At 60.8% G+C, this 14,299-nt stretch carries 7 protein-coding genes and 2 pseudogenes; 2 read left to right on the top strand and 7 right to left on the bottom strand.

All coding sequences use genetic code 11. The annotated features are described in order from the left end of the window. Positions 1-41 precede the first annotated feature (41 nt). Positions 42-3,547 (bottom strand): annotated as a pseudogene (mfd, locus tag P6U16_RS01080) (transcription-repair coupling factor). A gap of 7 nt (positions 3,548-3,554) precedes the next feature. Further along, positions 3,555-3,869, bottom strand: a complete 315-nt coding sequence (locus P6U16_RS01085) for a succinate dehydrogenase assembly factor 2 (protein ID WP_277702284.1) — start codon at positions 3,867-3,869, stop codon at positions 3,555-3,557. 118 nt (positions 3,870-3,987) lie between these two features. On the opposite strand from P6U16_RS01085, the gene recG reads away from it, so the two are divergent. Then, entirely contained in the window at positions 3,988-6,093 is a 2,106-nt protein-coding gene (gene recG / locus P6U16_RS01090; protein ID WP_277702285.1) for an ATP-dependent DNA helicase RecG, read from the top strand. Here recG and P6U16_RS01095 read toward each other — a convergent pair. The 4 genes and pseudogenes from P6U16_RS01095 to glmU form a co-directional block, all read right to left on the bottom strand. Beyond that, positions 6,080-6,771 (bottom strand): annotated as a pseudogene (locus tag P6U16_RS01095) (DUF502 domain-containing protein). The gene recG and the pseudogene P6U16_RS01095 sit on opposite strands and share 14 nt — an antisense overlap. 15 nt (positions 6,772-6,786) lie before the next feature. Further along, entirely contained in the window at positions 6,787-7,290 is a 504-nt protein-coding gene (locus P6U16_RS01100; RefSeq protein ID WP_277702286.1) for an N-acetyltransferase, read from the bottom strand. Then, positions 7,287-9,113 (bottom strand): glutamine--fructose-6-phosphate transaminase (isomerizing), encoded by a 1,827-nt coding sequence (glmS, locus tag P6U16_RS01105; protein ID WP_277702287.1) that lies wholly within the window; start codon positions 9,111-9,113, stop codon positions 7,287-7,289. Before glmS ends, P6U16_RS01100 begins: the two co-directional genes overlap by 4 nt. Positions 9,114-9,252: 139 nt before the next feature. Next, positions 9,253-10,623 (bottom strand): bifunctional UDP-N-acetylglucosamine diphosphorylase/glucosamine-1-phosphate N-acetyltransferase GlmU, encoded by a 1,371-nt coding sequence (glmU, locus tag P6U16_RS01110; RefSeq protein WP_277702288.1) that lies wholly within the window; start codon positions 10,621-10,623, stop codon positions 9,253-9,255. A 204-nt stretch (positions 10,624-10,827) separates the two neighbouring features. On the opposite strand from glmU, the gene P6U16_RS01115 reads away from it, so the two are divergent. Further along, entirely contained in the window at positions 10,828-12,576 is a 1,749-nt protein-coding gene (locus P6U16_RS01115) for a hypothetical protein (protein WP_277702289.1), read from the top strand. A 7-nt stretch (positions 12,577-12,583) separates the two neighbouring features. Here P6U16_RS01115 and P6U16_RS01120 read toward each other — a convergent pair whose 3' ends face one another. After that, positions 12,584-14,230 carry a Na/Pi cotransporter family protein gene (locus P6U16_RS01120; RefSeq protein ID WP_277702290.1) on the bottom strand — a complete coding sequence of 549 codons (1,647 nt, stop codon included), beginning with the start codon at positions 14,228-14,230 and terminating at the stop codon, positions 12,584-12,586. Positions 14,231-14,299: the final 69 nt, after the last annotated feature.

The raw sequence follows: 14,299 nt of genomic DNA on the forward strand, positions 1-14,299 counted from the left end.
TATACGAAAAAAGCCGCGCCCTCCCGGACGCGGCTTTTTCCTTAGCCTTTCGCCAATCCGGCAAGCTGCGTCATCAGCACCGCAGCACCGGCCAGCCGCTTCTCCGGCGTCGGGAAATCGCGCTGGAAGAAGATGCTGTGGTCGGCGCGGATCTTCGCCATCGTGCCCTGTTTCGCAATATAGCCGACCAGATTGCCCGGATTGGGGAATTCGCGGTTGCGGAACTGGACAACGACGCCCTTCGGGCCGGCATCGAGCTTCTCGACATTGGCTGTGCGGCAGAGCGACTTGATATAAACGATCTTCAACAGGTGCTGGACCTCGAGCGGCAACGGCCCGAAGCGGTCGATCAGTTCGGCGCCGAAGGCGTCGATATCGCCAAGCTCGGTGATTTCACCGAGACGGCGATAGAGACCAAGGCGCAGATGCAGGTCCGGCACGTATTCGTCCGGAATCATGACCGGCGTGCCGACGGAAATCTGCGGCGACCAGCCGCTGTCGGCGATCTCCTCGTCGCCCTTCAGCTCGGCGACCGCCTCTTCCAGCATCTGCTGGTACAGCTCGAAACCGACTTCCTTGATATGGCCGGACTGCTCGTCTCCCAGCAGATTTCCGGCGCCGCGCAGATCAAGATCGTGGCTGGCCAGCTGGAAGCCCGCACCCAGCGTATCGAGCGACTGAAGCACCTTCAGGCGTCGTTCGGCCATGCCGGTCAAAACGCGGTTGACGGGCAGCGTAAAGAGAGCAAAGGCGCGGACCTTCGAACGCCCGACGCGGCCGCGTAACTGGTAGAGCTGGGCCAGCCCGAACATGTCGGCACGGTGGACGATCAGCGTGTTGGCGGTCGGCACGTCGAGACCTGATTCGACGATGGTGGTCGAGAGCAGCACGTCATAGCGGCCTTCGTAAAAGGCGTTCATGATGTCTTCGAGCTCGGTCGCCGGCATCTGGCCGTGGGCGACGGCGACCTTCAGTTCGGGCACGTCTGATTTCAGGAAGTCATGGATTTCGGACAGATCGGCGAGACGCGGGCAGACGTAGAAACTCTGGCCGCCGCGATAATGCTCACGCATCAGCGTTTCACGGATCACCAGCGCGTCAAACGGAGAGATAAAGGTTCGGACCGCCATGCGATCGACCGGCGCCGTGGTGATCAGCGACAGTTCGCGCACACCGGTCAAAGCCAGCTGCAGGGTGCGCGGAATCGGCGTTGCCGACAGCGTCAGCACATGCACGTCGGACTTCAGCTCCTTCAGCCGCTCCTTGTGCTTGACGCCGAAGTGCTGCTCCTCGTCGATGATCAGCAGCCCGAGATTGGCGAAGTTGATCGACGCGCCAAGCAGGGCATGGGTGCCGACGACGATATCTGTCTTGCCTTCCGCCACTTCCTTCTTGGTCAGCGCCAGTTCCTTGGAACTGACAAGCCGCGAGGCCTGCGCCAGGCGCACAGGCAGACCGCGAAAACGCTCGGTAAATGTCTTGAAGTGCTGGCGGGCAAGAAGCGTGGTCGGGACGACGACCGCAACCTGAACGCCATTCATGGCGGCAATAAAGGCGGCGCGAAGCGCAACCTCCGTCTTGCCGAAGCCGACGTCGCCGCAGACGAGGCGGTCCATCGGGCGCCCGGCGCCCAGATCTTCGCGCACGGCTTCGATCGAGTTCATCTGGTCTTCGGTCTCGTCATAAGGGAAGCGCGCGGCAAACTCGTCATAGAGGCCGTCAGGCGTTGCCAGCACCGGTGCATGGCGCGTCAGGCGCTCGGCTGCGATGCGGATCAGGCCGCCTGCCATGTCGAGCAGGCGCTTCTTCAGCTTGGCCTTGCGCGCCTGCCAGGCAACGCCGCCGAGCTTGTCGAGGGAGGCGTCGCTGGCTTCCGAGCCATAGCGCGACAGAAGCTCGATATTCTCGACCGGCAGAAACAGCTTGGCGCCATCGGCATAGACGAGTTCGAGACAGGCATGCGGCGCGCCGGCCGCCTCGATCGTGCGCAGGCCGATGAACCGGCCGATGCCGTGTTCGGCATGGACGACGATCGATCCCTCGTCGAGGCCGGCCACTTCGGCGATGAAATCCGCACCACGCTTGCGGCGCTTGGAGCGGCGCACCATGCGGTCGCCGAGAATGTCCTGTTCGCCGATGACGACGAGATCGCCGGTCTCGAAGCCGCTCTCGAGGCTCAACACGGCAGATGCGGCCTCGCCCGGTTTGAGCGACGCGACTTGAGCGAGCGTCGTGACCGGCTTGATATTGGCGAGCCCGTGCTCGTTCAGCACCTGCAGCAACCGGTCGAGCGAGCCCTCCGACCAGCCCGAGACCAGCACCTTGCCGCCCTTGGCGCGTCGATCCGCGATATATTTCACGGCTTGGTCGAAGACATTGACGCGCTCTGCGTCGGATGTCTGTTCCGTTGCGTTTTTGCCCAACGCACGCCAAGGCGCGCGTCGATGGTGATGACCGAACGGCTCTCGCCAGCCTGCTCGCTGAACGGGGACAGGCGGATGGCATTGCGAGAGACGAGCGCGGCGTTGAAGCCATCGGCTGACAGGTAAAGCTGCTCCGGCGCCACCGGCTTGTAGGGCGTGCCCTGCGTCGCCTGGCTCTTGCCCGGCAATGCGGAGGCCTGGCGGGCCTCGTAGTAATCCTGCACCAGCTTGGACCGCTCGGCGGCGGCCTCGCGCACGACGTGGTCCGTCACGATGCGGAAATCGGCGAGATAGTCGAAGACGGTTTCGAGCTTGTCGTAGAAGAGCGGCAGCCAGTGTTCCATGCCGGCATAACGGCGGCCTTCGGAGACCGCCTGATACAACGCATCGTCGCGCGTCGCCGCCCCGAAAAGCGACAAATATTGCGTTCGGAAGTGGCTGATCGTCTCCGGTGTCAGCGACACCTCGCTCATCGGATTGAGATCGAGCGAACGGGCCTGTCCCGTCGTGCGCTGGCTTGCCGGATCGAAGCTACGAATTGATTCGAGCGTATCGCCGAAGAAATCGAGCCGCACCGGTTCGCCGCTGCCCGGCACGAAGACATCGAGGATGCCACCGCGCACGGCGTATTCTCCGACCTCGCGAACCGTCGGCACGCGATCGAAGCCGTTGCGCTCCAGCCGCGCGGCAATGTCGTCCATGCGGATCGAATTACCAGGGCGAGCCGAAAAACCTAGGCTTTCGATCACCGCCTGCGGCGCCATCTTCTGAAGAGCGGCGTTGACTGTGACGAGCACGATGGCCGGATGCGGCTTCTTCTTGTGCGCAATGAGCGCGCTCAGCGCCGAGAGACGGCGCGCCGATGTATCGGCACTCGGCGACACACGGTCGTAGGGCAGACAGTCCCAGCCGGGGAGCGAGAGCACGGGAATATCAGGCGCTGCAAAGCCCAGCATCTGCTCGACATCGGCAATGCGCTGTCCGTCCGAGAGAATATAGGCGACCGGCCCGCCGGCCCTTGCGATTTCGGCCAGAAGCAGCGGCTCGACACCGGCCGGCACCGGGCCGATGGTCAGCTCGCGCGTTGCGGATGTGATCTTTCTGGCGTCGAAACCGGCAATCATGAACTATTCAATCTTTGTCTGCGTCGAGGGAAACGTCCGGCTCGAAATCGGGCCGATAGGAGGCGATTTTTTCAAAGAGCGGCGTGCGATAGTGTTCCGGCACCGGCCTTTCCCCGATGATCCATTTGATCAGGTCGTTGTCTTCCTCATCCATGATCGTTTCCAGTTCATCGAGATCGCTTTCCGGCAGATCACCGATCTCGGCGTCGGCGAACTGGCCGAAGACCAGATCCATCTCGCGGATGCCGCGATGCCAGGCACGAAACAGGATGCGCCTGCGGCGCGGATCGAGATCGGCGCTGGTGCGGGTAATTCCGGTCATGAACTGATCCTTCTAAACGCAGGGATACCTGCGCGGTCTGTTGCCATGGCTCTATAAACGCTGAAAAGGCGATTGTCAGCCTTGCCAAAGACCTATTCATCGTTTCAGTCTGCGGCGCATGCGCCCTGCCCTGCTCGATCCGCTTTTCGCACCGCTCAACTCGCTTCCCGGCATCGGCCCGAAGGCCGGCGATCTCTATGCGCGGCTTCTCGGGCGGGAAAGCATCGAGGATTGCCGCGTGATCGATCTGATCTTTCACGCGCCGCACTCGCTGATCGACCGGCGCCAGCAGCCAGGCATCGCGCTCTCGCCGCAGGGCTCGATCGTCACCATCACCGGACGCGTCGATCGTCACCAGCCGCCACCGCCCGGCCGCAGCAACCAACCCTACCGCGTGTTCATCCATGACGACACCGGAGAACTGGCGCTCACGTTCTTTCGCGCCAAGGGCAACTGGTTGGAAAAGGCCCTGCCCGTCAATGAGACGGTGATCGTCAGCGGCAAGGTCGACTGGTTCAACGGCCGTCCGTCCATGGTTCATCCGGACTATATGGTGCGCGCAAGTGAGGCCGAAAACCTGCCGCTGGTGGAACCCGTCTATCCGCTGACGGCAGGCCTGTCGGCCCGCATCCTGCGCAAGTCGATCGAGGCGGGCCTGCCCCGCCTGCCGGATTTTCCGGAATGGCTCGACGAAGCGCTCGCCCGGCAGCAGAGTTTCAATAGCGTCCGCGACTGTTTTCTCGCCCTGCACGATCCGCGCGACGCTACGGACCTCGACCTGCAGGCACCAAGCCGGCGGAGGCTTGCCTATGATGAATTTCTGGCTGGCCAGTTGTCGCTTGCATTGGTGCGCCAGCGTCTGCGCAAGGTCGCCGGCATTCCGGTCAAGGCCACCGGCGCGCTGAGCGGTCCCGTGCTCGCCGCCCTGCCGTTTTCTCTGACAGGTAGCCAGCAGGCGGCGATTGCCGATGTCCTCAAGGACATGGCGGGCACTGAGCGCATGCTGCGTTTGCTGCAAGGCGACGTTGGCTCGGGCAAGACGGCGGTCGCTCTAATGACCATGCTCGCGGCCGTCGAAGCGGGCGGCCAGGCCGTCCTGATGGCACCGACAGAAATTCTGGCCCGCCAGCATTTCGCGACGCTCTCGAAAATGGCGGCACCTGCGGGCGTAAACATCGACGTGCTGACAGGACGCACCAAGGGCAAGGAGCGCGAGGCGATCCTCGATCGTATCGTCTCTGGTGAGACACAGATCGTCATCGGCACACATGCGCTGTTTCAGGATACCGTCGTCTACAGCAACCTGCTGATGGCCGTCGTGGACGAGCAACACCGGTTCGGCGTGCACCAGCGGCTGCGGCTGACGGCGAAGGGCATCTCACCACACATGCTGGTGATGACGGCAACACCCATTCCGCGCACGCTGGTGCTTGCGGCCTTCGGCGACATGGACGTGTCGAAGCTCACGGAAAAGCCGGCCGGGCGCAAACCGATCCAGACGGTGACCGTTTCCAATGAGCGCACCGGCGAGATCGTCGACCGGCTGCGCACAGCGTTATCCGAAGGCAAGAAAGCCTACTGGATCTGCCCGCTGGTGGAGGAATCCGATGTCTCCGAACTGATGTCGGTGGACGAGCGTTTCGCGATTCTTTCCGCCGAATTCGGCGAGGCCGTCGGGCTTGTGCATGGACGGATGAAAGGCACGGAGAAAGACGAGGTCATGCTCGCCTTCAAGAAGGGCGAGATCAGGCTCCTGGTCGCCACCACCGTCGTCGAGGTCGGCGTCGATGTCCCTGATGCAACGATCATGGTGATCGAACATGCCGAGCGCTTCGGCCTTGCGCAACTGCATCAGTTGCGCGGACGCGTGGGGCGAGGCTCGGAAGCCTCCACCTGCATCCTGCTCTACAAGGGGCCGCTCAGCGAGAACGGCCGGGCGCGGCTGTCGATCCTGCGCGAAACCGAGGACGGCTTCCTGATCGCGGAGGAGGACCTAAAACTGCGGGGAGAAGGCGAACTGCTTGGCACCCGCCAGTCCGGCACGCCCGGGTTCCGGATCGCCAGCCTCGAGGCCCATGGTGATCTTCTGGAAATCGCCCGCAAGGATGCTGCCTACATCATCGAACGCGACCCGGACCTGACATCGGAGCGCGGCGAGGCTCTACGCACCCTGCTCTACCTGCACCGGCGCGACGAGGCGATCCGCTTCCTCAGGGCTGGCTGACGGGTGGCTCCAAGGCCAACGGCTGAACGGTCGGATCCTTGTAGTCGGGGGCGATCAGTCCGCCCGAGATCAGCAGCTTGGCTCCCTGCTCCGGCGTCATGTCGAGCATGATAATCTTGCTCTTGGGTACGAACATCAGGAAACCTGCTGTCGGAACGGGTGTCGGAGGCAGAAAGACACCGACCATTTCCTCGCCCTGCGCATTCAGCTTGGCGGCGATCTCGCCTTGCGCATCACCGGATATAAAAACCAGAGCCCAGCTTCCAGGGCTTGGAAACTCGATCAAACCGCACTTCTTGAACGACGTTGACTGCTCCTTCAGCACCGTCTCAAAAATCTGCTTCAGACTTTTGTAGACCGTGCGGACCAGCGGCATCCGCTGCAGGATCGACTCGCCGAACTTGACGATTGAGCGACCGATGAGATTTTTGCCGAGGAAGCCGACGATGGTGATGAACACCACGGCGATCAGCAGCCCCATGCCCGGTATGGCGATGTTCAGATAATACCGGGGATCGTATCGCTGCGGAATGTAGGGGTTACCCAGCTGTCCGCCCAGTCGATGAACGTGAATGTCAGCCAGGTCGTAATGGCAAGCGGCGCACAGATGATGAGACCGGTGAGGAAGTTATTCCGGATGCGCCCGGCCAGCGATATTCTCTCTGGACTGTCGTTCATCCACACCCTGCATTTTCATCTTGCTTCGCCGTAGAACGCGTCATGGTAAGAAACAATGCCGGATGCCGGCGGTCCATGCAAGGCCAGCGCCAGGAAATATTGCGGCGCACAATCCTGCAATACGAGCGCAGGATTGCTGGCGAAACCGAATTTCCGGTAGAGGTCCGGATCGCCCATCACGACGCAGCCGGCGGCATTGCGTTTTGAAAGGCTTTCAAGCCCCTCTTGGATCAGCCCTGCGCCGACGCCCCGCCTTTGAAATTCCGGTTGCACGGAAACCGGCCCAAGGCCGAACCATCCCGTTGCGCCTGATGATACCGTGACGGCGGAGAAGGCGATGTGGCCGATTACGGATCCCTCTGCCTCCGCAACCAGCGACAAGACGAGCGCACCAGCCGCCCGTAACCGTTCGATGATAAGATGTTCCGTCTGATTGCTGTGCGGAGGGTCCTTGAATGCCGCAAGGGTCACGTTACGGATGGCCGTAACGTCAGCCGGCATTTCCGGACGGATGATCATTCCACCGTCACCGACTTTGCGAGGTTACGCGGCTGATCGACATCGGTGCCCATGAAGACCGCCGTGTGATAGGCAAGCAGCTGGATCGGCAAGGAGAAGATCATCGGCGCAATGATCTCGTCGACATTCGGCAAAACGATCGTGCTCATCGTCTCGAGCTTCGAGGCCGCAGCGCCCTTCTCGTCGGTGATGAAGATGATCCGGCCACCGCGGGCAGCGACTTCCTGCATGTTCGATACGGTCTTTTCGAAGAACCGGTCATGCGGCGCAATGACGATGACAGGCATGTTCTCATCGATCAGCGCGATCGGGCCATGCTTGAGTTCGCCAGCCGCATAGCCCTCGGCATGGATGTAGGAGATTTCCTTGAGTTTCAGCGCCCCTTCCATGGCGAGCGGATAGCTCGTGCCTCGGCCGAGATAAAGCACGTCGCGGCATTTCGAAAGTTCACGCGCCAGCGTTTCCATCTTCGGCTGGATGCTGTTCAGCACGGCGCCCATGATGCGCGGCATTTCGGCCAGATGCCTGACCAGCACCTTTTCCTCGTCCTTCGAGACAGTCCCCCGGGCGACACCGGCACCAATGGCAAGGGCTGCAAGAACCGAAAGCTGGCAGGTGAAGGCCTTGGTCGAGGCAACGCCGATCTCGGGGCCGGCCATGATCGGGAAGATCGCATCGGCCTCGCGGGCAATGGTGGATTCCCGGACGTTGACGACGGCACCGATCTTCAGGCCGTGCTCCTTGCAGTACCGAAGCGACGCCAGCGTATCGGCGGTCTCGCCTGACTGCGAGATGAACAGCGCTGCCGACTGCGACGACAGCGGAATGTCGCGGTAGCGGAACTCGGACGCCACGTCGATCTCGACCGGTAGGCGGGCATAGCGCTCGAACCAGTATTTGCCGACGAGGCCGGCAAGATAGGCAGTGCCGCAGGCCGAAATCGCAAGGCTCGGCACCTTGGCGAAATCAATGGCCGCGGCTGTCGGACTGATCCGGTTCTCGATGAAATCGACGTAATGGGCCAGGGCATGCGAGATGACCTCCGGCTGTTCGTAGATTTCCTTTTCCATGAAGTGCCGGTGATTGCCCTTGTCGACCATGTAGGCGGCGGCCACAGACACCTGCTTCTGGCGCTTTACGGCCTTGCCGTCATGATCGAGGATCTCGACGCCATTTGCCGTCAGCACCGCCCAGTCACCATCGATCAGATAGGTGATCTCGTTGGTGAAGGGCGAGAGCGCGATCGCGTCGGAACCGAGGAACATTTCGCCCCTGCCGTAGCCGACGGCCAGCGGCGGGCCGCTGCGCGCCGCCATGATCGTATCCGGCGCGTCCTGGAAGATGACGGCCAGCGCATAGGCGCCGGTCACCCGGCGCAGCATGGCCTGCATCGCAGCGCGATGGCTCATACCGTCACGAACGAGCTTGGCCAGAAGCTGGGCGACGACCTCGGTGTCCGTCTGCGTAGCGAAGGTCGCACCGTCGGCGATCAGTTCGTCCTTCAGTTCGGAGAAATTCTCGATGATGCCGTTGTGCACGACGGCCACACCATCGGTGAAATGCGGATGGGCGTTGTTTTCGGTCGGTGCGCCATGGGTTGCCCAGCGGGTATGGGCGATGCCGATGGTGCCCGCCAGCGGCTCGCTGCGCAGCTTGATCTCAAGATTGACGAGCTTGCCCTCGGCGCGGCGGCGCTCCAGGGTGCCGTCATGGATTGTCGCGACGCCGGCAGAATCATAACCGCGATATTCGAGCCGCTTCAGCGCATCGACGAGACGCTCAGATACGGGCTGGCTTCCAACAATACCGACAATGCCGCACATATATTTCTCCGCAAATTCCGCCGCTTGTCACTGGTCCACGATCCGGGCGCTGGGTTCTGTTGGCAGCCTTGGTAGCGAATTCCGGAAATTCCGCAATCGGACGGAAACTCACTTTCGATTTCAGATTTTAACGTGCGACCTAGTGGCCACCTGTCTTGGCCTTCTTCGCTGCCTTTTCCGCCTGGTAGCGGTCGCGCAAAACTTTGGCCCTGCCCGGCTTGTTTTCCTGGCGCGCCCGACCAAAGGCGACGGCATCGTCGGGAACGTCTTCCGTCACGACACTGCCGGAGGCGACCAGCGCGCCGTCGCCGATCGAAACGGGTGCAACCAAAGACGAATTCGATCCGATGAAGGCATTCGCGCCGATGCGCGTGACATGCTTGTTCACGCCATCATAATTGCAGGTAATCGTACCGGCGCCGATATTGGTTTTCTCGCCGACAAAAGCGTCGCCGATATAGGTCAGGTGGTTGACCTTGGCGCCCGCACCGATCTCCGCCTTCTTGACCTCGCAGAAATTGCCAACTTTCGAACCCGCGCCGAGATTGGCGCCCGGACGCAGCCGCGCATAGGGACCGACGGTCGCGCCTGTGCTGATATAAGCACCCTCAAGGTGCGAGAACGCATGGATGATGGCACCACTTTCGACAGTAACGCCTGGACCGAAAACAACATTTGGCTCGATCAGCACGTCCTGCCCGATCTTCGTGTCGTAGGAAAGGAAAACCGTTTCCGGCGCGATCATTGACACGCCCGAGATCATCAGCTCGTGCCGGCGCCTTTGCTGCCAGATGCGCTCGATAGAGGCGAGTTCCGCCCGCGTGTTGCAGCCTGTCAGTTCCGTTTCCGGGGCCTCGACCGCAATCGCCTTGCCACTATTTGCCACGACAATTTCAACGAGATCGGTCAGGTAGTATTCACCCTTGGCGTTGGCATTGCCGATCTGATCGAGAAGCGCCAAGGCCTTGGCGCCATTGATCGCCATCAGACCGCCATTGCAATAGGTGATGCGGCGCTCCTCTTCGCTGGCGTCGCGCTGCTCGCGGATCGCCACAAGGGCTCCGTCCCTGACGATCAACCGCCCGTACCCGGTCGGGTCATCTGTCCTGAAGCCGATTACGACGACATCATTACCCTCAGCCAGAGCTTGGCGCGCCGCCACCAACGGGCCCTCCGTGATCAGCGGCGTATCGCCGAAAACAACGAGAACATCGTCATATCCGCGGGCAATGGCCTCACGCGCGGCAAGCACGGCATGACCGGTCCCAAGGCGCTCCGTCTGGGTATAGGACGAAACCGCAAGGGCGCCTGCCGATGCCGCCTCCTCGACCGCTGCCGCATCCCGGCCGACCACCAGAGCGACGCTATCGATCTGCGCGCGGCCCAAGGCATCGACGACATGCGCGATCATCGGCCGACCGCCGACCGGATGCAGCACCTTCGACTTCGACGACTTCATCCGGGTGCTTTCCCCTGCGGCCAGAATGACCGCCAGGCACGTGCGCTTCATTGCATAGTCTCCCATCGTCTTTTGCAGCCCGAACTTCAGCGCCGCGCGATTCTGTCCGTTGCTTAGCAGGAAGATATTTCAAGAAACATAACCGCGCCATCGGCACAGCATTAACCGGGATAAAACCGGATCATGCCATAAGGAAGACAAACCGACTGGACGTCGGATGGATTCGACGGCAAGAAGCCGGGGCAGAGATCGATCATGCAGCCAATCACGACGATACGTTCTTCCGGAAACACGGGTAGCTTCTCGGGCAAGTTGACGAGGCGGCCATTGGTCTTTCTGGCATTTGCGATTGTTCTCGTCTTCTCCAGCCTTCTCATTACGATCCCGATGCCTATGGGACCGATGTATTGGGATCACTATATCTATCTCGACGCCGCCAACCGGATTTTTGACGGCCAGATGCCGTCCGTCGATTTTTTCACGCCGGTCGGTGGGCTCGGCTATTATCTCTTCGCGCTGCTCCTGGAACTCTTTCCAAAGGGACATCCGCTGCTGCTGGCCAGTTGGTCGCTGCTTGCCATCACGGCGCCTTTGATGGCCGTCGTGCTTTGGGATGTCCAGAAGCGCTCCACCGTCACGGCTTATATGCTGCTGGCTCCATTTCTGTTGTTTTCGATCCTGCCTTTCAACACCGGCGACTTCTATCCCTTTCCCGGTTCTGATGGCTTCGGCATCTACAACCGGCAGGTCTGTCAGTTGCTCTACGTCCTTGCCTGCGCACTTCTCCATGTCAGCGATCAGCGAAAACTTGCCGTCAGCGTCGCTGTGGCGATGCTGTCTCTTCTTTTCATCAAAGTAACCGGCGTCGTCGCCGGAATCATCTTGTGCCTGATGGCATTTGCTACAGGGAGGCTCCACCTGCGGTCCGCAATTCTTGCCGGTCTGCTCTTCTGCGGCTGCATTGCCGGTATTGAGCTGACAACAGGCATGGTTACGGCATATGCGGCAGACATTCTTGCCCTGCTTGAAGTCAACAATACCAGCCTTCTTCCACGACTGGTGCAGTCGGCATCGCTAAACTTCGGCATCATCGTCGCTAGCGGCGCCCTGTGTGTCATCCTGTTCGGCCAGCGTTTTGACGCTCTGCGCGGAGATCTTAAGACACTCATTCGAGAGCGTAACCTTTCCGCCCTCACCCGCACTATCGATCAGCCGGCGCTCTGGGTCGCGGCCTTTGTCGCAGCAGGTCTCCTTTTCGAAAGCCAGAACACCGGCAGCCAAGCCTTCATCTTTCTCTGGCCGCTTCTTTTCGCGATCCTTATGGAAAGCCGTGGGCGCAACCCGACCTCCACGGCGTTCATGACCGTGACCGCGCTTGTGCTGGCAGTTGCCGCACCGCCGGCAGTTATGATCGTGCAAAAGGCATCGCGGGCCTGGGTCGGCATGCTAAACAGCGAACATCTGGAAAGTCGCAACCTTGGTACGATGGGCGCTGTACGTGCGCGCGATATCCAGTTGCTGCGCGCCGAGCGCATGCAAAAGATCTATGTCGAGAACCGGCAGGTCTATGAGACCGTGGCCAAGTCGGGCGAACTGCCATCCTTCCTGCTTTACAGCGACTTCGATTTCCAGACGCTGTGGCTGGAAAATACCGATAATGCGATCTCCGCTCTTCACGACTATGAGGCTGCGAACGGGCTGCGCTTCGGCACGATCATGAACATCGATTTCACCAATCCATTTCCCTGGCTGATGAACCGGCATGCACCGAAATACATCGCCATTGGTGCCGATCCGTATCGAGCGGTTCCGCGACCCGATGACAAAGTGGCTGCGGCGGTCCAGGCGAGCGATGTGGCGCTCTACCCGAGTTGCCCGCCGACGACAGCGCGCCTCAAGCTGCTTTCCCTCTACCAACCGTTTTTGGAAAAACACCACACGCGTATCACCCTGACGCCTTGCGTCGACGCGTTTATTCGCACAGCTTTGATAAAAGCGCCGTAACCCCCTGTCACGTGGGCAGGCGCAAGCGGCTCTCGGTCAGCAAGCCGCTTTCGTCGAGGATCGGGTGCGCGACGGAAACGATATGCGCATTGATGCGTTTGAGGTCCCGCAGGATATCCAGATGCAGCGAGCTGGTCTGGAGGCTATCGAGCCGGCCGTCGCGCAACCGCTCCAGATGCCGTTCGGAGGACTGTTTTTCCATGCGTCGTACATCGACCTTTACTTCCATCAACTGCCGGGCAAGATCGGCGTTTCGCGTCACGAAGATCGTCTGCGCAATGCGCAGATTATCGATCGTCAACGTGAAGAGCGTCTTCAACTCCTGATAGCCTTCCTCTGAAAACTTCAAACCATTGCCGATCTTCTTGTTGACCTGCTCGGCGATCCCCTTCTCGATGATGTCGCCCATATGTTCGAGATTGATCGCGTAGTCGATGATGACGATCGATCGGCGACCATCGTCTGCGCTCAGGCCTTGACGCCCAAGCCGTGAGAGAAACAGCTTCACTTCCTGCTGCAGCAGATCGACCTGCTTCTCAAATTTGGCGACGTCCTTGAGCTCAGAAAGATCATTACTGTTGAAGGCGTTCATGACCTTGATCAGCATGGCCTCGATGATATCGCCGACCCGAAGCACCTCGCGGGTAGCACCCGACAGGGCGATCAACGGTGTGCTCAACGCATTGTCATCGAGATAGAGCGGTCCTGCCTCATTCTTCTTCTCGTCGGGTATAAGCCGCGTCATCCAGTTGGACAACCAGTTGGAGAACGGCCACGCAATAATGGCAAGGGCGATATTGAACAGGAGATGGATATCGACCGGCAGTTTTCCGGCCGGAATGGGGAACATCCTGAGCATCTCGGCCACCGTGCCCGCAATTGGCAGCGCAATGAGACAGCCCATCGCCCGGATGATGAGGTTGGCAACCGTGACCCGGCGGGCCGGTGCCGGGGAAGAAAGGGTCGCAATGACGGGAGGGATGGCACCACCGAGATTCGCGCCGAGAACAAGCGCAATGATCAGGCTGGAGGACAGATTACCCGTCGAGGCCAGCGACAGGATCAGCACGACGATGGCGAGGCTCGAGGACGAGACAAAGGCAAGAACCGCAGCGAAGATCAGCGCCACAGGCAGGGCACCATCAAGAAGCTCAAGAAATGCACCGAGCGCCGGCGAAGTGCGCATCGGCTCGGTTGCCAGACCGAGAAGATGCAGCGAGAGAAGCATCAGGCCGATTCCGACCAGTGCACTGCCTGCGCCCTGTCGCGCACTTGAACGTCCCGTCCGGTGAAGGACAACGCCTGAAAGGATCACCAACGGCGAAAGCCAGTCAATGCCGGTCGCAACGATCCAGGCTGTCACAGCCGTGCCGACATTGGCGCCCAGCAGAACGAGTTGCGCCATGCGCGGTCGCACCAACCCCTTTTCGACAAAGGAAGCAATCATCAGTGCCGTCGCCGTGGAACTTTGCAGCGCGACAGTCGCGGTAAATCCCGCAACAAAAGAACGGACTGGACCGCTGGTCCCCTGCGCCAGACCGGTTCGCAGGCGAATGCCGAAGGCGCGCGTCACACCGTCCTTGACCTGGGACAGCCCGAACAGCAGCAGAGCAACGGCCCCGAAGACATTGACCATCACGATGGTGGATTCCATGGCGGCATTCCCGGCACTTGCCTCGCCTCCGCCGTCAAGACGGTGCGAGTCGGTTCATTGAAAAGATGT

Source organism: Rhizobium sp. 32-5/1, assembly GCF_029537235.1.
Classification (GTDB): domain Bacteria; phylum Pseudomonadota; class Alphaproteobacteria; order Rhizobiales; family Rhizobiaceae; genus Pararhizobium.